Below are 21,470 nucleotides of genomic sequence, written 5' to 3' on the forward strand. Positions count from 1 at the left end.
ACAAGCAGTTATTGATATGAAATTTACATCTTATATATACACCCTTTTAGGTGTTCTTTGCCTTTATGCATGTTCTGATGAAGACAACAACGGAGTAGCTTCATCGGACAGCAACGGCGTGGTGTTCTCCGCTAATATCGGAGAATACCAAACCCGTATCGCGACCGATGGCGGAAGCTGGGCTAAGGGAGACCGTATAGGCACTTATATGTACGCTGCAGGGACGGAGAATTTGATGACATTCTCCAATAATGTTCCGTACACCTGCCAGAATGAGGAGCAACTTGCCACCTTTAAAGCCGATAAACCTTTGATGTTTCCTGCGGATGGGCAGGAAGTTTCTTTCAAAGCATATTATCCTTATGTAGAAAACATCAATGAATATCTTTATCCGTTGGTGTTGGATAATCAGCAACAAGGTACCGCTCCTTATGATTTGATGTATGCCGTATCGGACGGCACACACGCTCGTACCCGCGAAGAGTCTTCTTCGATGGTGCCGCTTAACTTTTCCCATTGTTTGGCGAAGGTTATTTTGAAGCTGACCGATAAAGAGGAAAAACCGCTGCAAGCGGATGGAGAACCGATATTTCAGGGTATGAAAACACATGTGACATTAAACCTGAAGAGTGGAAATCTTTCTGCGCAAACGGCCACCGCACCTATTCGGGCTTTTCTGAATACAGATGAAAACAGTATCGAAGCGATTGTCTTTCCCGGCGAACTGACTGATAACTGTGTGGCCGAATTCTCGATTGACGGCAAAGCTTATAGCTGGATGTTCAAAGATAATACTGCCGGATTGACTTCTCTGGAAGCAGGGTATAAGTATGTCTTTTCTTTGAAAATTCTTACCGAATCGGGTACAATAGACGGTGCGGCGGATGTGGAACAGAGTGGCAGTTCTTCCACTCCGTGGCAGAATGAGACGACCACCGGAATAGCCACAGCTTCCCAATACAAACTTTATCCCTGCGATAAGGGAGCTTTTGCCGATACTGAACTGAAAATTGCGTTTACAGGAGAAACGCCTCGGTTAGGCGCAAGCGGTTCTATCCGTATTTATCGGGCGGATAACCCTGCGGAACCGATAGATGAAATCCGCATGGATGAACGTCAGGAGCCTATTTCGGAAAATGGCGGTACTAAGTTTAATACCTGGATGGACGTTATCGGTTCGAGCGATCGTAAACTGATTGTGAACTACCATGCTGTAAAAGTGGATGGTAATGAGGTCATTATTAAACCTCACAGTCGTAAATTGGATTTTGGTACCGACTATTTTGTACTTGTAGACAAGGAAGCGATACAGCATGACGGTTTCAAAGGTATCACTACTTCCAAATGGTTTTTCACTACCCGTCCGGAACCGGAAGTGAAAACTACGGTCAGTGTAAGTCATACGGATGCGAATGCGGACTTTTATACTTTGCAAGGCGCCGTGGATTTCTTTACAAGAAATGCGGTAGAAGGTGAAAAGACCATTATGTTGGATGAAGGAAAGTTTGAAGAAATTGTCAATATCCGTAATTTGAGCAGCCTTACCGTTAAGGGAGCCGGAGCGGATAAGACCGAGATACAGTCGGACAATAACAACAACTGGAATCCGGGTATCAAAGACGGTTGCGACAGCGGCCTTGCCGATGCTCTGAAACCGGGAATGGATATTCCCTATGTCGACGGACGTAATCAGGGCGGCGGAAGGGCCGGTGTATTGATAGCCGGAAAAGCGGATAAAATTCGTTTTGAGGATGTCAGTATGCGTTGCCTGTATCCAACGAAGACGCAGGCGGAAGTGTTGTGCATTCGTAACAAGAGCGATAATGCCACGGCATTTGTACGCTGCAGATTTTATAGTCAGCAGGATACATTATTGCCGGGTGGCGGTTATAACTGGTTTTATGATTGCTATGTAGAGGGTGATACCGATTTTATCTGGGGAGGAAACTCCGCATGCCTGTTTGAAAGCTGCGAAGTCAAAATGATAACCTCCGGTGGGCGTGGCTTCAATGCGCGTGTTAAGGCAAATAATATCGGTTATGTATTTTCAGAGTGTAGTTTGACCGTTGCAGAGGGAGTGACAAAGTGCCGTTTGTTGGAAGGGTCTGATGGCACCGGAATGGTTGATAATATAACATTTGTCAATACTACGATTGATAAGGAGTTTTTCAGCGGCGGTATTAATTCTAAGGATAAGTCGATGGTTCCTATTGCAGGTTATGATGATATTCGATATAATGATGGAAATAACGTTGTATCACTCGGTGAAGACACCGGTATCAAAGACGGTTGTAAAATGTATAACTGTACGTACTATGATGGCGAAAATAAGAAGTCTGTACAGGAAAGTGGTGTTAATGGAGCAGATAGAATACATACGCTTACCTCTGAAGAGTACAATCAATACTTTAAAGACCGCTCTACCGTTTTAGGTGGTTACGCAGACACAACATGGTTCACTGAATAGTTTGCCGACACTTGTTCCTACTCTCTTCCCTGCAGTGATTTACTATTATAAGCCTTTTAATTGCATATTAAAAGGCTTATAATATCACATTAAAAGGCTTTTAATCATATCTCACTCGTAATGTCTGTCCGATATCACGGTTATGGCTGTTTCTTTTCTTTGTATTCCGAAGGGGTTACCCCTACAATCTTTTTGAAACAACGACTGAAGTATTTCGGGTCATTGAATCCCGTCATATAAGCAATCTGCGAAATATTATATTCACCGCTGTCGAATAACTGTGCCGCTCGTTTGATGCGTATCTGGCATATGAAATTCACAGGCGACAGTCCTACTATTGATTTTAGCTTCTGATAGAAGATAGTTCGGCTCAACAGGAGTTTTTCTGCGAATTGTTCGATGGTCAGATCCGGATTGTCCATCTGTTCTTCCATGAACTCCATAACTTTTTCCATAAACAGTTTGTCGTGCGGGGTTATTTGCGGTTGTGACGGTTCCGGAATGTCATCTGCCAAAGTTACGTCCTTGCCTGCGGTTAGCTTGACCATGTACATCTCTTGCAGTTCTTTGCGCTGGCGTAAAAGAGAGGTGATACGGATTTTCAGGTAAGTGGAACTGAAAGGTTTGGTGATGTAATCGTCGATTCCGTGTTCCAATCCGGCGATACGGTCGTCCAAAGAAGCCTTGGCGGACAACACGATGATAGGAATGTGGCAGATATTATTGTTTGCCTTAATCTGCCCTATCATCTCCAGACCATCCATTATCGGCATCATAACGTCGCTGATAATGAGGTCCGGCACATTGTCGATGGCACGTTGCAATCCTTCTTTTCCATTGGAAGCGGTTATCACATTATAGCTGCCGGACAGACTGCTCTTGAGGAAATGCCTTAATTCATTGTTATCCTCCACCACTAATATGGAATTACAGTCGGAATCAGTCATCTCCGTTTCTTCCATGTATGCGTTTTCTCCGTCTAAGCCGTTGGCTGCGGAAACGGTTTCCTGTTTGTCGTCATCCAATATGAGCTCGGCTTGCATGTCTTCTTCGAACACTTTCTGTTGCAGGGGTAAGGTTACGGTGAAAGTACTGCCGACGCCGGGCTGGCTGCTTACCTGAATGCTTCCGTGGTGCATTTCCACCATTTCCTTCGCCAATGACAGGCCGATACCGGAAGAGGGTTGTAGAATGTTCTGTTTCACCAAAGACTCGAAACGTTGGAATAACACACGCTGCTTGTCGGGCACGATGCCTATTCCCTCGTCTTTCACTTCTATATCGACCGATTCTTCTTTCGGGATAACCTTTATGGTAATCGCTTTGCCGGGAGGCGTATATTTGAATGCATTGGATAGCAGATTAAAGAATATTTTTTCAAATTTGTCCTTATCTACCCATCCGTAAACAGACTGTACAGGTGTCACCAGCCGGTAATCCATATTTTTCTCTTTGGCGATTAGTTTGAAGTTGTCCATTGATTTCCGTAACAATGAAATCAAGTCTTTCTTTTCTACCAACAGCTTCATTTTCTGGTTTTGTATCTTACGGAAATCCAGTATTTGGTTCATCAGGTGAAGCATGTGCTCGGTGTTTTGATGCACTACGGTAAGATATTCGCGCGCGGTGGGCGAGAGCGGTTCATTCTCCAGTACTTCTGCGACGGGACTGCTGATTAGGGTTAAAGGTGTGCGCAGCTCATGAGAGATGTCGGTGAAGAAACGCAGTTTGATGTCGGTGAGCTGTTTTTCCATATCTACCCGGTGACGCAGGCGGTATATGTAGAATAGCACATAAACAATCGTTGCCGTGAAAAGGATGAATAGCATGGAATAGAACACCCATGCCCAGTAAGTTTCCCAGAAAGTGGGGAGTACTCGTACGGGAAGGGAATATATGTTGTCCGTCCATACACCGTCGCTATTGGTGGATTTGACCTGGAGACGGTATTCTCCGGCCGGTAGGTTGATGTAGCTTGCCGAACGGTTGTTACCGGCTTCATTCCACTCTTTCTCCAATCCTTCCAGACGATAAGCATATTGAATGTGCTCGGGAGCGACATAATCAAGGGCGGCAAACTGAAAAGTGACGTTTCTTTGCGATGCTTTTAACTCCAGCTCGGCCAGATTGTCAATCGACTGCTCAACCGGATGCCCCTGTATCCTGAGGTTGGTAAAGATGATTGGCGGTACATAACTGCTTTTTTTCATCTTGTCGGGCATTACCTCCAAGAAACCTTTATCGGTTCCTAAAACAATTTGGTGACGGGCGTTTATTACGGGTAAGGCTTCCGAGAAATTGAAGTCTTGATAAGTTGAATTTAGCTGATAGTTCTCGAACGTTTCTTTATCAGGGTTGAACTTGGACAATGCTATCTCGGACACGAACCATAGCTGACCGGAGTTATCTTCTATCATGGAAAGCATTAAATCCGAAGCCAATCCGTCCTTCTTGTCATATCCTTTGAATTGGATATCCTCTCCAAGCAGTGGTCCGGATATGATTTTATTGACTCCTCCGGTAAAGCTCATTACGTAAGTCGTATTATGCCTGTCTGTGTAAATCTGCATAATATCGTTTGCGTTCAGACTGTAAGTATCACCCGTCCGGTGATTGTTCCTGTAAAATTTGATTTCTTCGGGACGTTTGAAGTCACTCGCAAACGTAATTAATCCGCTGGTGGTTCCTACAAAAATAACTCCTTCGGGGCCGCCTGCGATGTTACGTATTTTTGTTCCGTAGGTTGTGGGGTAATTTTTCAGTTCGTTATTGCAGTTGATAAATTGTATCTCTCCATTTCCGGTTTGTTTTATCAGGTTCAGGCCGCTGCCGAAACATCCTACCCAGATACGTTTACGGGTGTCCTGGAAAATGGTGTAAACGTCGTTACCGCTAATGCTGTAAGGCTCTTCGGGGTTGTACTGATAGTGATGAACGGAGTATTTGCCGGTATCTTGTTTTTTTAGCAAATAGAGACCGGAACCTTTGCTTCCCATCCATATGTTGTGCTCCTGGTCTTCCATGAAATCATAGATATCTTCAAAAAAATGCGCCTGTTCCTTAATGATATCGCCTTGTTTGGAAAGATAGCCTTCCAAGTTCCCGTCGGGAGCATATATGCGGACATGGTTTGATTTTGATGCGCTCCAGAGCCGCCCGCCGCTGTCGCGCAGGAAAGCGCGTGTTTCGGCTTCATGATCGGTTTGATTGAAATGGAAACTTTGCGGTGAGAAACTTAATTTGTAGACGCCGCGCGCACTGGCCATCCAGGCATTGCCCTGATTGTCGATGGTGTGAACTCGGACTAACGGGCTGAAGATGGATTTGGGATGATTTATATCTATTACCAATGGTTTGAGTTTCTTTTCTTTTCTGTCATAATAGGAGAAATTTCCTTCGGTGGGTAACATCCATAAGGTGTTTGTGTTGTCTTCAAAGATTATTTTACGGCTTTTGCGTTCATGTTTAACCAACTCGTCCCGGGGAGTAACCAGATGCTCTTTTTCATTGGCGGCCATGTTGAGGCGGATAATGCCCGGCGTATTCGAGAATACCCAGATATCTCCATGCCGGTCTTGGTAGACGGATTCTACGTAGTTGGAGTGTTGAGTGGGGGTTTGGATGTTTATCTGACGGAACTTGTTGTTGCCGGGGGTATAGAGTATGAGTCCGTTATCTGTTGCCAATGCCAGCGTATCTTTTCCGATGATTGTCAGATTGGCGATGTTCCGGTACGGATAGGGGACATCTATGAATTTCAGTTGGCGGGTTTTGAAATCATAGCCGGCCAGTTTGCCGTGTTCGGCGGCAAGATAGATGTTTTCTTTCCATTGGATGATGTGACGGAACGGGAAGTCTGTGTCCAATGTCTTTTTCCCGACGATAGTGATGCCTTTGTCGGTCAGTACCCATTCGTCTTCTTCGGAGTCCTGAAAGACCGTATAGACTTGATTACCTTTCAGGTTGCCATTGAAGATGGAATAAGGCGAGGTACCTTTTCCGTCCTTGCACTGTTGCTCGTCGGCACGGTAAGTATATCCGTCTTTACAAAGTATCCAGGCAATTCCCTTTTTCAGCGAGAGAATACGTATGACATGGTTCGAATGATTGAGAGACCGGGTAAGCGGTTGGAGGACGTCTATGAATTTCTCGGTTTTGACATCGAACAGGCATGCTTGTCCGTCATACGTAGTACACCAGATATCGCCGTATTTACTTTCTACAATGTTGCCTATACGGTTACTTTCGAAAGAGTAGGTCGTTTCTTGGAATATTTTGTAGTTTTTGAACGTGTAACCGTCAAATTTGTTTATCCCATTCCAGGTACTGAACCACATAAGCCCTTTTTGGTCTTGCAGAATACTCATCACGTTGCCTTGTGCAAGGCCGTTACTGACTGAAAAGTATTTAATTTGGCATACCGGTTGGGAAACAACGGATAACACGACTGACAGAAAGAAGAAGAAAAAGCTAAGCCGCTTCATAGTCATTATTTTAAAGTTTAAGCAAAAATAATGAAATGCGTTCAGAAGAAAAACAGAAGGGTGGATTTTACATAAAAAATCCACCCTTTCCCTTATTTTGTCCTCTATCTTACTATGTTGCGCCTTACTTTATAGCTTTGACAAACGCTCTTCTACGCTTATGCTGTTCGGTCTTGAAGTATTCCCATTGTGCCTGTACCTTGCCGTTCAGTTCTAGTTCCGGATTGCTTTCCGCAAACACGAAGCCCAATTTCTGATAGACAGGGATTAAATCGGAGAATAGCAATGCGTTTACGCCCTTGTTCTGATACTCGGGCTTCACGGCTACCAGCAGCAAATCCAGCATTTTGGCGCGACGTTTCATAAACAGGGCTTTCAGCAGGTGATACCAACCGAAGGGCAGCAGACGTCCATGAGACTTCTGCAAAGCTTCTGACAGGGAAGGCATGGAGATGCCTACCGCCACCAGTTTGTCTTCGGCATCTGTAACCAGCGTCACCATGCGAAGGTCCAGAATAGGCAGATACATTTTTACGTATTGATCAATCTGGCGTTGTGACAAGGCGGAATAGCCATACAGCGGACTGTATGCTTCATTCATCAGTTCAAAAATAGCCTGTCCGTAGTCGCGGGCAATCTTCTTGGCGGAAGAATACTTTTTGATTTTGAGGTTATATTTGCGCTGGATGAGTTCTGAAATGCGTTTATGCTTGTCGGGTATGGCATCCGGAATATAAATCTTGTATTCTACCCAGTCGGCGTCTTTCTCGAAGCCCATGCGTTCCATGTGTTGCGGGTAGTAGGGGTAGTTATAAGTGGTTGCCATTGTGCTGAGCTGGTCGTAACCTTCGATAAGCATACCTTCCGCATCAAAATCGGTAAAGCCTAACGGACCCTGTATGTGGGTCATACCCCGCTCTTTACCCCACTCCTCGACGGTACGTATAAGGGCTTCTGATACTTCGGGGTCGTCGATAAAGTCAATCCAGCCGAAACGTACTTCTTTCTTATTCCAGGTCTGATTGGCTTTATTGTTGACAATGGCTGCTACGCGTCCTACGATTCTATCATCCTTATAAGCAAGAAAATAGTCGGCTTCGCAAAACTCGAAAGCGGCGTTTTTCTTCTTGTTGAAGGTGTTGAGCATATCATCGTAGAGGTCGGGTACTGAATACGGATTGTTTTTGTATAGTTTGTAATTGAAGCGGATAAACTGTTTCAGCTCCTTTTTCGTAGAGACCTTTTTAATTGTAATTGCCATAGTTGTATGTTGTTATGAGTGGGCAAAGATACATGAAAATCTTTAAACTACGCTGCCTTACAGGCTATAAATGAGGAATGCTGTATATGCAATGTAGCAAAGTACCATAATGCTTCCCTCGATACGGGTAATGGTGCGTTTGGCAAAGAACAGTCCGAAGAGCCAAAGCAGAATGCCCGACCCTACCAGTACCCATAAGTCCGAGTTGGTAATGCCCGTCAGGTGTAAAGGTGTGATGGATGCGCTGCAACCTAATACGAAGAATACGTTGAACAGGTTGCTGCCCACTACGTTGCCAATGGCTATTTCCGGGTTCTTCTTCAAGGCTGCTACAATGGATGTGGCAAGCTCGGGCAGTGACGTTCCGCCGGCCACAAGCGTCAGTCCGATAACGGACTCGCTTACTCCCAGACTGCGTGCAATGCCGCTTGCGCCGTCTACGAAGAAGCTGCCGCCGGCAATAAGCGCACCGAGGCCACCCAAAATGTAGAGAGTGGATTTCCAGAGCGGCAATTGCTTGATATTCCCGTCATTACCTGCCGTTTCTTCGGGGGTACGCGAGGCAATGGCAAAAGTGTAACTCAGAAAGATGGCGAAGAAACAGAGTAACAGCAGTCCGTCGGTAATGCTGAGGATGTTGGCTTCGTCTCCATTCAGAAATACGTCGTTGGCACAAACCAGCAAAGCTATGGAAGAGAGGATGCACAAAGGAATTTCTTTTTGCAGCGTATTCCGGGTCACGGCAATCGGGGCGAACAGTGCGGTACAGCCTACAATCATCAGTGTATTGAAAATGTTGCTTCCTACGACATTGCCGATAGCTATATCCGCGCTTCCTTTCAAGGCGGAAGATACGCTGACCGTCAGTTCCGGGGCAGACGTTCCGAAAGCGACGATTGTCAGTCCGATAACGATGTTGGGTATACGGAAACGTTGGGCTACGGACGCAGCTCCGTCCGTCAGTCCGTTGGCACCTAATAGAATGAGGAGAAGTCCTCCTACGAGTAACAGAATGTTCATGGAATCTATTTTTGCGGGCAAAGATAATGTAAAATTCCGATTAAGAGAGTTTAAGAGGGAATCCGTTTTACTTCTGCGGGAATGAAGAATTTGTTTAAACCGATAGCGGAATGGAATGAACAGGTTCATTTTTTATGAAATATGAAAAACATTCTGTATGTTTGACGTTTTATTTAAAGTAACCATATTATAACAACCAATAAAATATTTTGAGATGAGAGGGATTCGCGCCTTGTGGCTGATGCTGATGTTACTGACAGCCGACGGAGTTTCTGCCCAATTGGTAGAGAAAGTGCTTCGCGCCATAGAAGGAGACAGCTTGGCTCCGGTTACAACGATAAAGGCAGACTCGGATTCTGCGGTATCACTGTCGGCAATCAAGCAGGAGTTGGAAGCAGCCCGGCTGAATGAAGCCAACCTGCGTATGGAAATGGAGCAACTGAGGCTTGCCAGCTATGCGGCCGACTCCGTAAAACACTTGCAGCAGAAACAACGCATCGACTCCCTGCGTAAGGTGACTCCCGGCGTTCCGGTGGTGGTAGAGGGAGATACGCTGTTCTATCTCTATGCCAAGCGTGGCGGCCATACTCCCCAGCAACGTGCCGAGATGGATGCCGCTGCCATATTAGAATTGAGCAAACGCTTTAATCTGCGTCCCGATTCACTGTATATGGAAAGCAGCGATATCGTTACCGACCTTATGTATGACAATAAAGTCATCGCTTCCTTTATCGACCAGGACGGATTGTGGGAGAACTGTACCCGTGACCGGTTGGCTGCCCACAACCGTAAAGTTATTGTCGATAAGTTGAAAGAAATGAAAGATGAGCACGGTCTGTGGCAGTTGGGCAAGCGTATCCTGTATTTTGTCTTGGTGCTTGTAGGGCAATATTTCCTTTTCAGACTTACCATCTGGCTGTTTAAGAAACTGAAAGTGCGGATACAGAGGTTGAAAGATACTAAATTAAAACCTTTCTCCATTCAGGATTACGAATTACTGGACACGCAGAAACAGGTTAACCTGCTTATTTTCCTCTCGAATCTGCTGCGTTATATCATCATGTTCCTTCAATTACTATTGACGGTTCCGTTGTTGTTTTCCATCTTTCCGCAGACCAAGAGCCTGGCATACCAGCTGTTTTCTTATATTTGGATTCCGGTAAAGAGTATCTTTACTTCGGTTGTGGAGTACATACCCAATCTGTTCACTATCTTTGTGATATGGTATGCGGTGAAGTATTTGGTGCGTTTTGTCCATTACCTTGCCAATGAGGTGAAATCCGAGCGGTTGAAGATACGCGGCTTTTATTCCGATTGGGCTGAACCTACTTTCCACATCATCCGTTTTCTGCTCTATGCTTTTATGATTGCGATGATTTATCCCTACCTGCCCGGTTCCAAGTCCGGAGTATTTCAGGGCATTTCGGTTTTTGTAGGATTGATAGTTTCGCTTGGGTCAAGTACTGTTATCGGGAATATTATTGCCGGTTTGGTGATTACTTATATGCGTCCTTTCAAGTTGGGCGACCGTATTCAGCTGAATGAAACGACGGGTAACGTTATCGAAAAGACTCCGCTTGTCACTCGTATCCGAACGCCGAAGAACGAGGTGGTAACTATTCCGAATTCTTTCATCATGTCCTCGCATACCGTCAATTACAGCGCTTCTGCCCGTGAATACGGTTTAATTATTCATTCAGAGGTAAGTATCGGTTATGATATCCCTTGGCGGCAGACGCATCAACTGTTGATAGAGGCCGCACTGAATACGCCCGGTGTGATAGACGATCCGCGTCCTTTTGTGCTGGAAACCTCGCTTAGCGATTGGTATCCGGTGTATCAGGTGAATGCATATATCAAAGAGGCCGACCGTTTGGCGGATATTTATTCTGATTTGCATCAGAATATCCAGGACAAATTTAATGAAGCGGGTATCGAGATTATGTCTCCGCATTATGTGGCTACACGTGATGGAAGCCAGAGTACGATTCCGAAGGACGACTTGCGGGAGAAGAAATAATTAATATGCTATAAAACAAAGGCTCGTTTACTATTTATTTCTTTCAGGCACGGGATTACACGGAAAAACATGGATAAAATTAAAGGGAACCGTGAAAATCTGTGTAATCCGTACCTGAAAAGAAAGCATTAAATGTTTTGCCTCTTATAAATGGAACTTATTTTTAAAAAGAATTATTTGCTGCGTGTCACGGTGTGCAGCACATTGCCTTTCTTGTCAATCATGCGCAACTCCAATGTCTTTTTATTGGCGGACACAATGGAAAAACCGGGTTCGGGACTACAAAACACAGTACCTTCAATGGGACTGACTTTACGACTGAGCGAACCGGCGGAGTTGGTGATGTAATCTATATCGCTGCCCGGTACGCGGACGTGCTGGAAGTTATGGATGTGTCCGCAGATATACATATCTACTTTGTGTTTGCGGAGTATCGGGTCGAGCCGTGATTGCATATCCCGGCGTTCGCTTCCGTCTTTCGGCGTTTCGGCATAAATGGGGTGATGTCCGGCAACGATTACCCAGTCTTCTTTAGCGGTGGTCAGAACAGAATCGATCCATGCGAGCTGTTGTTTGTAATCCTGTTTGCAGGCGTCGGGATAGGTTTCTTTTTCATTGCGGTATTTGTCTATCATCGGAGCGGTATCTACCCATACCACCCGGATAGTCATGCCTTTATCTTCAAAGACTTTGGTATAGTAACGTGCGGGCATCGTCCAGCGGCGGCTGATATTCGAATAATCCAGTACAGCCTGTGTATTGCCGCGATATTCATGGTTGCCCAGCAGGGGGAACCAGTCTATCATCAGTTCGGGATGGCTGTAAATCAATTCGTAATTAGTCATCCATAACGGGTCGCTGACGGACCGTACGCCTTCAAAGTGGTGTACATCGCCCGTAGCGAGTACAAATTCCGGGTCTGTACCGTTTTCCGCCATTACTCCCATGAGTTCGGCAATGGTTTTTTGGTCATAGTAGCCGTTACGTCCCAAGTCGTTGGCTACGTAGAAGTTGAACTTCTTGTCGAATATGGAATAATCGGTGATTTGAGCGATTGCCGGGTTGCCCAGCAAGGTAACGAATAATAAAAGGAATATTTTCTTCATTGTTGTTTCTTGTGTTAGATATTATTGAATGATAGTATAAGGTCAGAAGTTAATCTTTACTCCGGCATTCACCTTTACACCGTAGTATTCGGCTTGCATGGTGCGGTCTTTCGTACCTTGGTAGTAGCGGAGGGGCTGGTTCAGCAGGTTATTGGCTTCGGCGTAGAATGTTGTCTTGATTTTCTTTCCGAAGGTATAGCTCGCGTTGGCATCCATATAATTCACTTTGTCGTAGTAACGGTCGTAGAAGGCGCTTTCACCCATTTCATCAATAAAGTCGGAAGCGAAATTATAGCTTAAACGGATATTTAGTCCGGCTTTCTCGAAATAGAGCGAGGCATTGGCGGTATGTGTCGGTGACCCCGGCATGCTGAGGCCTTCTTCATTCTCGCGGCCTTCGAAGTTGAAATCCTCTACACGGGAGTGTGTATAAGTATAGGTTCCGTAGAAACCGATACACTTCAAGGCAGGGGTGATAAAGCCGAAATCGCGTTGGTAAGAGAGCTCTACACCGAGCAGGTTGGCGTTACCCGCATTCTTGGGTTGCGTGAAGCGAGTATATACATTACCTTGGTATTCGTAGTTGGTACTGATTTGGTCTACGATGAAGTCATCGATTTTCTTGTAGAAAATACCGGCACTGACCAGACCGATGCTACGGAAATAATAGTCGGCGCTCAGGTCGAAGTTGTAAGACATGGTCGGTTTCAGTTCGGGATTTCCGATAGTGATTTCATTGTCGGAGCGCTTGATGTTTACGCTCGGTACAAGAGCCGAATATTTGGGACGTGACAATGTCTGGGTGAATGAACCGCGTACTTTGAAGTCTTCGTTTACGTTCCATTTTACGAGCAGTGAGGGTAAGAAGTTGATGTAACTGTTGTGTTGGCGTTCGGTTTTGCCGGTGATATCCTCGTCCGCGTCGTATGTACGTCCGGTATAGGCTAAGTCGGTGTTTTCGATGCGCAGACCGGACATCAACTCTACGCGGTCTGTTATTTTCTGGTCGAAGCGGATATAACCGGAACTGACGGTTTCGCGGGCTTCGAAGTTACCTGCCAGCTCTTCCTGTACTTGTTCCTTTTCAAACAATGAGGCGTTGTTCAGGTCTAATGACCCGGTGTATTCCTTGCCGGCATAGATTCCTGTCTGGTATTTGCTATTGGGCATGAAGTGCTTGTTGGATTGGTCAACAGTATTTTTAAGGCTGTTTTCCATAAAGGCGTCTTCGTCCAGCGGAGAGTATTCATAGAAATCCACCTCCTTGTCTTTGGTTTTACGAACCACCTTTGCGCCGAATTTCAGTTTATTGCCGTTTTTGAACGGAAGTTTGAAGTTGGCGGAGAATTTCAGGTCTTGTTCTTTGATGTCTTCTTGTTGTTCGGTCAGTTCTTTCAGACTGAATTCGTCATTCAAGGTCATTGTAGAACCGTCTTTGGGAGAAGCAAAAGGTTGACGTTCGTTGCTCAAGTCCATATTAAATTTCTGTTTCTTGAGCTGGAAGTCGATGTAGCGTTCGTTGGGGCGTTCTTCGCTGGCTTTGGCGTAACTTGCGTGCCAGTCCATGGCGAGAGGTCCGAAGAGATGTTCGCCGCCGAGGGCGAAGTCCATCGTGCGCTGGCGTTCCAGACGGGCATTGCGGTTATCGGGTGTTCCGGCTTTGGTTTGTATGCGTACGGTGGCACTGCCATCCGGCTCAAGGTCTTTCAGGTTGGTGCGGTAACGGTTTTCCCAGTCGTTGCGGTTGTTGAAGATACCCTTGAAAGTAAGTTTGTGGTTAGTGTCGATGTCCCAGTCCAAAGCAGCGGAGTAGCTTTGGCGTTCGCGGGTTACATAATACTGGCGTATCTGATAGTCGTTGACATACAGCTTTCCGTCTTCATCCTGCTCCCATGTAAATTCGGTGTCGTAGGAACCGGAAGGGGAATTCTGATAAGAGGCTGATACCATCAATCCTAATTTGTCGTTGAAGAAACGGTCGCCGTAGGTAAATCCCAGATTCAGTTGCGCCTTTTCGCTAATCCAGTTGTAGCCTGTTCCTGCGGTGGCTGCAATGGTGCGCTTGTAAGGCGAGTTCTTGGTAACCAGATTGATAGAGCCGCCAATGGCGTCGGCATCCATATCCGGGGTGACTACCTTGTTTACCTCGATAGTCTGAATCATGTCTGCCGGAATCAGGTCGAGCTGTACGTTGCGGGTTTCACCTTCGGCAGAGGGTACGCGGTTGCCGTTGATAGTTACGGAACTTAAGTCGGCGCTTGTTCCGCGAACTTGCCCGAAACGGGCTTCCCCCTGGTCGTACTGTACGTTGATACCGGAGATACGTTTCAAGGCATCGCCGATGTTGGAGTCGGGGAATTTACCTACCTGGTCGGCGGATACTACATTGGTAATTCCCAGATTGCTCTTTTGGGCGTTGATGGCACGGCGCTGTCCCTGAAATGCGCCGCCCACAACCACTTCCTGAAGTTCGACCCCTTCGTTCAGTACCACGTCTTTCTCTAAAGTACGTCCGGCGGGAATCGTGATTTTCAGCTCTACGGGCGAGTAACCTACGTAGCTTACTTTCACCGTATAAGTTCCCGGGTCGAGGTTGGGGAATGTGTAGAAACCGTTGACGTCGCTCGTCACGCCGGTGTGTAGTTTCTCGATATAGATTGAAGCGCCCGGGAGAGTTTGCTTTGTTACATCGATGATACGGCCGCGTATCGTACCTTGTTTAACGATATTTGCTTTTTCATCGGCCATTGTCGTGTTACTGGCCGTTGCGAATAGGAGCAGGAATAAGAATGCTCTTACAATTTGTTTCATACCTGTTATTATCTGTTAATAATTTGCGGCAAAAGTACAGGTATGGAGTTACGTCTGTTTTACGGGATTTTGAAGAACCGGTAACAATAATATTACAATTAAGTTGCAAATCGGATATGCCGGTTCCACGTCTTTATGTTTTACTGCTTTTTGACTATATATCAGGGTTGTTTACAGGCAATCAATAGTTTTTTTTCATCGGCAAGGGTAGTTGCAAACAGATAGATATCTCCACCGTCCGCCAGTTTCAGGCGCTTTCGCAGTTCGGCCACGCTGGTGGGGAAGTTACGTACTGTGAGGTTGGCTTTTTTTTCCGTACCTATCAGTTCTTTAAGCCCTTTCTTGTTGAGGCTGCTACTGCCGGTAATGCGGAACTTGCGTCCGGGAAAGTCCGGTATATATGCGTCGGAAGTGTAAAGGTGGCTGTTGGGATGCAGTTTCTCTACATTATATATGGATGAAACGCTGCGGAACGCTCCGGCTTTTAGGATGGATGCATTGGGCTCGTACAAGTATGCTTTCAATGTGGAGGTATACGGGCATGGATGCTCTTTCTCCTGTTGGCGGGTGAACAGAAGGTTTTGAGCCTTTTGCGATGCTGTGAGATTGGCGCAGTGAATAGGAATTTCCTCGGAGGATAAATTTGTTTCGTGCCCTAATACGAGGAGAAGCTCTTTGCATTCGTTGTTGACGGAAACGACATGGGCTGCCTGTACATGTTTCAAATCGTGCAATGCGAGAGTCAGATCCAACATAGGAGACAACTTAACCAAAACGTGTGACGCTTTCTCAAGCAGTAAGTCTTCCAAAGCGGACACATCAGGTTCGCACTCGCTGATAGCTATCGTTTTACCTCCATGCCCGTCACGTCGGGCGGGGTCTATGAATATCCAATCTACGGGTTTCATCTCTTGCAGATGGTGAATGCTGTCTTCATGGCAGACGGAAATGTGGTTCAACCCTAAGGCGGGAAAATTGTGCCGGGCAATCTCGCAAAGTGTTTGCTGGCGTTCCACGTAAGTAGCTTTCCGGAAGCAGGAAGATAAAAAGGCGCAGTCAATGCCGAATCCGCCTGTGAGGTCGGTGAAGGAATTTCCCGATATGGGAGTGGCATTTTCTTCGGAGCTCTGTTGCTCAGGTTTCAGCAGACGGTTTATAATCTCCGCTTTATATCGTGCCGTCACCTCGGAGGAGCATTGCTCCAGAGAAAGGTGAGCCGGATAGAGTATCTTCTCGTTTTCGGCCCATGCAGGTATCTTCTCTCTGGCAATCTGCCAGCCGGAAATTTGTGTGATGGCGGCAGGTATATCTACCGAGGGGTAACGGTGTGCCTGCAAAGCAAGGAGTCTTACGTCTTCCCGGCGGTGTGTACGGATGAAGTGGAGAGTGTCTTGGCTGTGTATTTCGGTCATTCGTGTCTTTTCCATTCTCGGTAAATTTTTTAAGATAAGGAACTGTATTGTCAAATATATCTTTTTATATCTCCTTTCTAAACGTGAAAATGTCCATTGTTCTTGTTATCATTGGGGGATAATTTGGTATTTTATTACAAAGATAACCAAAACAAACAGTTCTGCACTATATGAGGAGATTTCAATTCTTGGTTTGTATCATTTGTAAAATTATAGTAAGGAAACAAAGTAAGACGCAGACTGTCCGTTTTTTGCAGATAGAGGTTGCTTGGGTTAAGGGATTATTGGGTACTTTTCTTTGGCTGTCTGCCGGTTGACACGGTTAAAGTGCCACCATTCGCTGGGTAACGGGCGGAAACCGGCCTCTCTCATTACTTTACGCAAGAGACGGCGGTTCTTCATTTCTTGTTTGGTAATCTTGTTTGCTTGTACTAATTGCTCTTCTCCGGTAATATGGGCTTCTTTACCGAGATAATCTACGGGGGTACCCATTGGTAACGGCTGTCCTTGGGCATCGATGATGCTGATGTCGACTGCCAGGCCATAGTTGTGTAGGCCACCGCCCCGTGCGGGGTTGGATACGTATATATATTTGGGCGTTCCCTTTACCACGTTCCACATCTTCTGCTGGACAGACATAGGACGTGCTGCGTCGTAGACGATGAGGCTGTAATCAGGACGTATCTCTTTCAAGAACTTTTGGGCTTGCAGCAGGCTTTCCATTGCTTCCGGGTGAAGATAGGCTTCATGCAAGTCTTCGTATAATACCTGCCCTGTGAAATTGTCTGCACGGGTGTACATTAGGTCTATGGCAATACTGTTATCCGCCTCGGCAATATTGATGAAGCCGAGTGAATCCAGATAAGTCGCCATTTTGCTCTTGGCAGGGAGTACGGAGCATATGGTGTCTGTATAAATATCTTCAGTCGCAGCGGTTTGTATGGAAGGATGTTGCCGACATCCGCTCCCAATAATAGCCGATATGCAGATGAAGAACAGGTATCTTGCAGATTTTATCATATTTCAATTCTCCTTGTGATGGACAAAGATAATCGAAATATGATAAAGCAGGTCTTATTACAGCTAAGGATTTATGGTGATGTAAATAGCTGTGGCGGTAGCAGAGGGGATGGTTACCGAAACTCCGGTTCGTATTTGATTTATATACCCAGACGATCTTTCAGTAATCGGTAACCGGCAAGGCTTACCCGTAGCTTTACTCCGTTCTTTAGTATCAGCTGATATGTTTCTTTGCCAAAAAGTTCAAGACGGGATATTTGCGTTATATTCACAATACTTGAACGATGAATACGAACAAAGTTGTCTGCGGGTAAATGTGTTTCAAGATATTTCATGGTTTGCTCCTTAATATATTCTCCCGTGGAGGTTACCAATGTGGTATAATCTCCGCAGGCCTGTATATATAGCAGTTCTTCTACTTTGATGATATGTATCCGGGAACCGTCTTTTACAGTAATGCGGTCGATGGGCTCATCTCGTACTTGTTCTTCTGTGGATATCTCCTCGTGTTCGGGGATGGGAAAGTTTGCCTCTTCCGAAGGTACGTTTCCTGCCTGTTGGAGATGATACCATAAAAGTATGGCTATCCAGGCGGGGATACCGAACAAAAGGCGAAAAGGTATGGTATAGGCAAATGGTATGTATGGCATACCTGCAATTCTTACCATGATGTCGCAAATCATGAAACTTCCTGCCAGCCATAATAAAATGACTGTTACACCGGTTATGATGTTCGTTCTGCACATGGAAACGGTGCCTACTATAAACCATGACAGATAGGATAGTATTATGAACCATCCAATTGTGGTAATTCCGTCTATTAGGGCGGGTATCCAGTCTGTGTCGGTATAACACCGGAGCAATGCGGTTTGAGCAATCACCAGAAAGAGTGAAAGTCCCAGTGCCGGAGTCCAGCGATAAGGGTAATCTGTTATCGGATGTGCTTCCATACGTCAATCTTTTATTTCTATGCCGCCGAATGATATATTGCCCCGGATGACGAGTACAGACCATTCTTGTTTGGTTTCCGCTCCTTTCCAACGTTTGTCCTCGCAACCGCCGCAGAAGCAGTTACACTCTATTTGTACTTTCCAGTCTGAAGGGATGAATAACTCGACTCCGCCCCAGTTGCAGTTCAGGTCTATGTAGGTTTCGCCGGAGGCTATGTGTGTATGGCGTAAGTCGATTGTTGTACCGCCGAAGTAGGTGCGTATATTGGCTCCTCTAAACAGCTCATCCAATACTACATGACGTACGGCGCTGAGCGAGTTGTTTGAGTATAGAAAACCGTCTTCCGATTGGTATTTTTGTTCTCCTTGTGTTCCCATTCTTGCATTTGCCATTTGTTGCATCATTCTGGCATGTTGCATTCTACGGTTTTTCCAATGTTTACTTCGATGGGGGCTGATGACAAAGATTCCGGTAAGGATAAGAATTAAAGGCCAAAACATTGCTTGGGAGTTATCGGGGAATAACATGAGTTTGTTGCCTAAAAGATAGATGCCTGCCAATAGTAAAGTACCGCCCAAAAGATAGCGTTGGCGTATGATGGTGTATGTACCTACTATAATAAAAAGGGAGTGCCACGCTACCAGAAGGTTGAAATATTCTTCGGTTATCATTCCCGAATTGCGGGCAAAGAGTAATAATCCGGTAAGGATAAGGAGTGAGGCTGTCAGCATTTTGCCATAACCTTTGTGAAACGGGAATTTCTGTTTGTCTTCCATTGTTTTTGGTTTTTATGATTGTCGGCTCAAAAGTAGATTAATTCTTTATGTTGCTGAATACTTTTCGGGTAGTTACGGTTGGAAAACCGATGAAAACCGGATAGAAACCGATGAATTGGGAGTACTGAATGAGCGTGTTTTCCGGTAACTTGAATAGTTTATAACTAAAAAAGGCTCTATTCCTTTCGGAATGAGCCTCTTTCTTGTGGACCAGCCTGGGCTTGAACCAGGGACCTCCAGATTATGAGAACGATAAGATGATATTCTGCGATAGTTAACGATTTTAATATTTATTGAATATCAGATAGTTATGATTTTACTATCCCCTATAAAACTCATTAAATACCCCTAACTGAAACCGTTTGTTTACGCATTGTTTACGCAGAATTAAGGGGATTAATATTGCCATCAAGTCCATTTGGCATATAGCATCTCAGCAAGTAGTGTTAATTAATGCCTCATATTTTACACAAGTCTTGGAATAGTCGCAAATAATTTATATTTTTGCGACAAACGTAATGTAATGGCAAGTATAGAAGACAGTATTTTGACAGCTATTAAAGCCAAAGGAAGAGGAAGCATCTTCTTTCCTTCCGATTTTACGTCATACGGAGAAGGCAAGGCGGTTGGAAAAAGTCTTGAACGACTGACTGCAAAAGGTGATATTATCCGTTTGGCAAGAGGCATATATTCATATCCTGAGATTGATACAGTCTTAGGACTAGGCATATTGATGCCATCCATAGAACAGATTGCTGAAACCATAGCCCGTAGGGATAAGGCTCGTATCGTTCCAACCGGTATTTATGCCATGAATAAATTGGGAATATCTACCCAAGTTCCGATGAACGTAGTTTATTTGACTGATGGCGCGCCTCGTAAAGTAAGTTTGGGGAATGGTCGCTCAATACAGTTTAAATATACAACCCCCAAAAATCTCTCATTTACAAATCCACTCGCAATGCTTGTTACATTTGCCTTAAAAGAAGTAGGGAAAGATAATGTAACGGACGATATTGCCAAGCAAATCAAGAACGTGCTTCAAAAAGAACAAAAGGAAAATGTACTGGCGGATGAAGCACTTATGCCAGCATGGATAAGAACCTTCACGAGACAAGCGTATGAATAATTACTTTCAACTATCCAAGGAACAACAGCAAATGGTGCTTACCCAAGCAGCCAATAAGACAGGTTTACCAGTGCAAGCTGTTGAGAAAGACTTATGGGTAACTGTGGTTCTACAAATAGTGTTCACATTACCTGTAGCTAACCATCTTGTATTCAAGGGTGGCACATCCCTTAGTAAGGTATGGAAAGTGATACATCGCTTTTCCGAAGACATAGATTTGGCTATAGACCCTTCCATTTGGGGATTTGAGGGAGATTTGACGAAAAAGCAAATCAAACGGCTACGTAAGGCTTCGTCCCTCTTTGTGCGTGACGAACTTTGTCTGTCCTTAAAGGAGGCTGTTACCGAAATAGGCATGGAGAAATGGCTTCAAGTGGAAGCCGGCCCTGACGGTGAGGGTGATGGAACATATCCAGAGCCAAGAGTGATACACATTCGTTACAAATCTCTTTTCGATGAAGACTTACCTTATTTGCATTCAGAGGTAAAACTGGAGGTTGGTGCTCGTTCATTACTCGAACCCACAGCAGAAGCTGCGGTAACAAGCGTTCTAGAAGATACGTTACCTATTAGCACAACAGTTAAGCAAGTTATGATACCTACAGCTTTAGCAGAGAAGACATTTCTTGAAAAGGCATTCTTGTTACATGAGTTGTTTTCGTCTCAATCTCCAAGGGAGGCTGATCGCAAATCCCGTCATCTATATGATTTAGTGCAGATGATGTGCACTGACATTGCAACACAGGCTGTCGCCAACGATGAACTTTGGAATACAATACACCATCATCGTGAATTATTCACAAGCATGAGTGGGGTAGATTATACTCCTGACATTCGCAAACGCATAAGGCTATTGCCTCCCGATGATGTCATTGACGATTGGTATAATGATTACAAGGATATGCAGTCATCTATGATATATGGAGAAAAACCTACATTTGAAAAATTGATAGAAAAAATGAGAGAATTAGAAAATCTATTTCATAATACTAACCATTAAAAATATTGATAAA

13 protein-coding genes are annotated in these 21,470 nt (G+C 45.1%); 4 read left to right on the forward strand and 9 right to left on the reverse strand.

Going from position 1 to position 21,470, the window contains the following annotated elements; all coding sequences use genetic code 11:
- The first annotated feature begins 16 nt into the window (after positions 1 to 16).
- The gene (locus BHV73_RS10605; RefSeq protein ID WP_195621320.1) at positions 17 to 2,467 is read left to right on the forward strand and encodes a pectinesterase family protein; all 2,451 of its coding nucleotides are present in this window, start codon (positions 17 to 19) and stop codon (positions 2,465 to 2,467) included.
- A gap of 140 nt (positions 2,468 to 2,607) precedes the next feature.
- On the opposite strand, the gene BHV73_RS10610 is transcribed toward BHV73_RS10605, so the two are convergent.
- From BHV73_RS10610 to BHV73_RS10620, 3 genes are all read right to left on the reverse strand, one after another.
- Positions 2,608 to 6,951: a hybrid sensor histidine kinase/response regulator transcription factor gene (locus BHV73_RS10610; protein ID WP_286738270.1), complete on the reverse strand. Its 4,344-nt coding sequence runs from the start codon at positions 6,949 to 6,951 to the stop codon at positions 2,608 to 2,610.
- A 124-nt stretch (positions 6,952 to 7,075) separates the two neighbouring features.
- Complete coding sequence (locus tag BHV73_RS10615; protein ID WP_009122107.1) at positions 7,076 to 8,212, reverse strand: hypothetical protein; 1,137 nt, start codon at positions 8,210 to 8,212, stop codon at positions 7,076 to 7,078.
- A 57-nt stretch (positions 8,213 to 8,269) separates the two neighbouring features.
- The gene (locus tag BHV73_RS10620; protein WP_009122108.1) at positions 8,270 to 9,232 is read right to left on the reverse strand and encodes a calcium/sodium antiporter; all 963 of its coding nucleotides are present in this window, start codon (positions 9,230 to 9,232) and stop codon (positions 8,270 to 8,272) included.
- A 214-nt stretch (positions 9,233 to 9,446) separates the two neighbouring features.
- On the opposite strand from BHV73_RS10620, the gene BHV73_RS10625 reads away from it, so the two are divergent.
- A complete protein-coding gene (locus BHV73_RS10625; protein WP_009122109.1) occupies positions 9,447 to 11,252 on the forward strand; it encodes a mechanosensitive ion channel family protein in 1,806 nt (601 codons plus the stop codon).
- Between the two features lie 173 nt (positions 11,253 to 11,425).
- Here BHV73_RS10625 and BHV73_RS10630 read toward each other — a convergent pair whose 3' ends face one another.
- The 6 genes from BHV73_RS10630 to BHV73_RS10655 all read right to left on the reverse strand — a co-directional run bounded on the left by BHV73_RS10630 (position 11,426) and on the right by BHV73_RS10655 (position 19,328).
- Positions 11,426 to 12,358, reverse strand: coding sequence for a metallophosphoesterase (locus BHV73_RS10630; RefSeq protein ID WP_009122110.1), 933 nt, complete (start codon positions 12,356 to 12,358; stop codon positions 11,426 to 11,428).
- Between the two features lie 42 nt (positions 12,359 to 12,400).
- Positions 12,401 to 15,169 (reverse strand): TonB-dependent receptor, encoded by a 2,769-nt coding sequence (locus tag BHV73_RS10635; RefSeq protein ID WP_009122111.1) that lies wholly within the window; start codon positions 15,167 to 15,169, stop codon positions 12,401 to 12,403.
- A gap of 161 nt (positions 15,170 to 15,330) precedes the next feature.
- Positions 15,331 to 16,596, reverse strand: a complete 1,266-nt coding sequence (locus BHV73_RS10640) for a class I SAM-dependent methyltransferase (protein WP_009122113.1) — start codon at positions 16,594 to 16,596, stop codon at positions 15,331 to 15,333.
- A gap of 258 nt (positions 16,597 to 16,854) precedes the next feature.
- Complete coding sequence (locus BHV73_RS10645) at positions 16,855 to 17,601, reverse strand: M15 family metallopeptidase (protein ID WP_009122114.1); 747 nt, start codon at positions 17,599 to 17,601, stop codon at positions 16,855 to 16,857.
- 140 nt (positions 17,602 to 17,741) lie between these two features.
- Positions 17,742 to 18,551 carry a LytTR family DNA-binding domain-containing protein gene (locus BHV73_RS10650; protein WP_009122115.1) on the reverse strand — a complete coding sequence of 270 codons (810 nt, stop codon included), beginning with the start codon at positions 18,549 to 18,551 and terminating at the stop codon, positions 17,742 to 17,744.
- A gap of 3 nt (positions 18,552 to 18,554) precedes the next feature.
- Positions 18,555 to 19,328, reverse strand: coding sequence for a LiaF transmembrane domain-containing protein (locus tag BHV73_RS10655; RefSeq protein WP_009122116.1), 774 nt, complete (start codon positions 19,326 to 19,328; stop codon positions 18,555 to 18,557).
- 523 nt (positions 19,329 to 19,851) lie between these two features.
- On the opposite strand from BHV73_RS10655, the gene BHV73_RS10660 reads away from it, so the two are divergent.
- Together BHV73_RS10660 and BHV73_RS10665 are read left to right on the forward strand one after the other, a co-directional pair.
- A complete protein-coding gene (locus BHV73_RS10660; RefSeq protein ID WP_087412149.1) occupies positions 19,852 to 20,457 on the forward strand; it encodes a DUF6088 family protein in 606 nt (201 codons plus the stop codon).
- Positions 20,450 to 21,457, forward strand: a complete 1,008-nt coding sequence (locus BHV73_RS10665; RefSeq protein ID WP_087412148.1) for a nucleotidyl transferase AbiEii/AbiGii toxin family protein — start codon at positions 20,450 to 20,452, stop codon at positions 21,455 to 21,457. The genes BHV73_RS10660 and BHV73_RS10665 overlap by 8 nt, the downstream gene beginning before the upstream one ends.
- Positions 21,458 to 21,470 lie beyond the last annotated feature (13 nt).

This window comes from Bacteroides sp. 44_46, assembly GCF_001915465.1.
Taxonomy (GTDB): Bacteria; Bacteroidota; Bacteroidia; order Bacteroidales; family Bacteroidaceae; genus Bacteroides; species Bacteroides clarus.

Bases quoted from the DNA above. Each gene is read 5' to 3' on its own strand.
- BHV73_RS10640 (WP_009122113.1), bottom strand. From the start codon at position 16,596: ATGGAAAAGACACGAATGACCGAAATACACAGCCAAGACACTCTCCAC.
- BHV73_RS10650 (WP_009122115.1), bottom strand. From the start codon at position 18,551: ATGGAAGCACATCCGATAACAGATTACCCTTATCGCTGGACTCCGGCA.
- BHV73_RS10610 (WP_286738270.1), bottom strand. From the start codon at position 6,951: ATGAAGCGGCTTAGCTTTTTCTTCTTCTTTCTGTCAGTCGTGTTATCC.
- BHV73_RS10620 (WP_009122108.1), bottom strand. From the start codon at position 9,232: ATGAACATTCTGTTACTCGTAGGAGGACTTCTCCTCATTCTATTAGGT.
- BHV73_RS10630 (WP_009122110.1), bottom strand. From the start codon at position 12,358: ATGAAGAAAATATTCCTTTTATTATTCGTTACCTTGCTGGGCAACCCG.
- BHV73_RS10665 (WP_087412148.1), top strand. From the start codon at position 20,450: ATGAATAATTACTTTCAACTATCCAAGGAACAACAGCAAATGGTGCTT.
- BHV73_RS10605 (WP_195621320.1), top strand. From the start codon at position 17: ATGAAATTTACATCTTATATATACACCCTTTTAGGTGTTCTTTGCCTT.
- BHV73_RS10660 (WP_087412149.1), top strand. From the start codon at position 19,852: ATGGCAAGTATAGAAGACAGTATTTTGACAGCTATTAAAGCCAAAGGA.
- BHV73_RS10655 (WP_009122116.1), bottom strand. From the start codon at position 19,328: ATGGAAGACAAACAGAAATTCCCGTTTCACAAAGGTTATGGCAAAATG.
- BHV73_RS10645 (WP_009122114.1), bottom strand. From the start codon at position 17,601: ATGATAAAATCTGCAAGATACCTGTTCTTCATCTGCATATCGGCTATT.
- BHV73_RS10635 (WP_009122111.1), bottom strand. From the start codon at position 15,169: ATGAAACAAATTGTAAGAGCATTCTTATTCCTGCTCCTATTCGCAACG.
- BHV73_RS10625 (WP_009122109.1), top strand. From the start codon at position 9,447: ATGAGAGGGATTCGCGCCTTGTGGCTGATGCTGATGTTACTGACAGCC.
- BHV73_RS10615 (WP_009122107.1), bottom strand. From the start codon at position 8,212: ATGGCAATTACAATTAAAAAGGTCTCTACGAAAAAGGAGCTGAAACAG.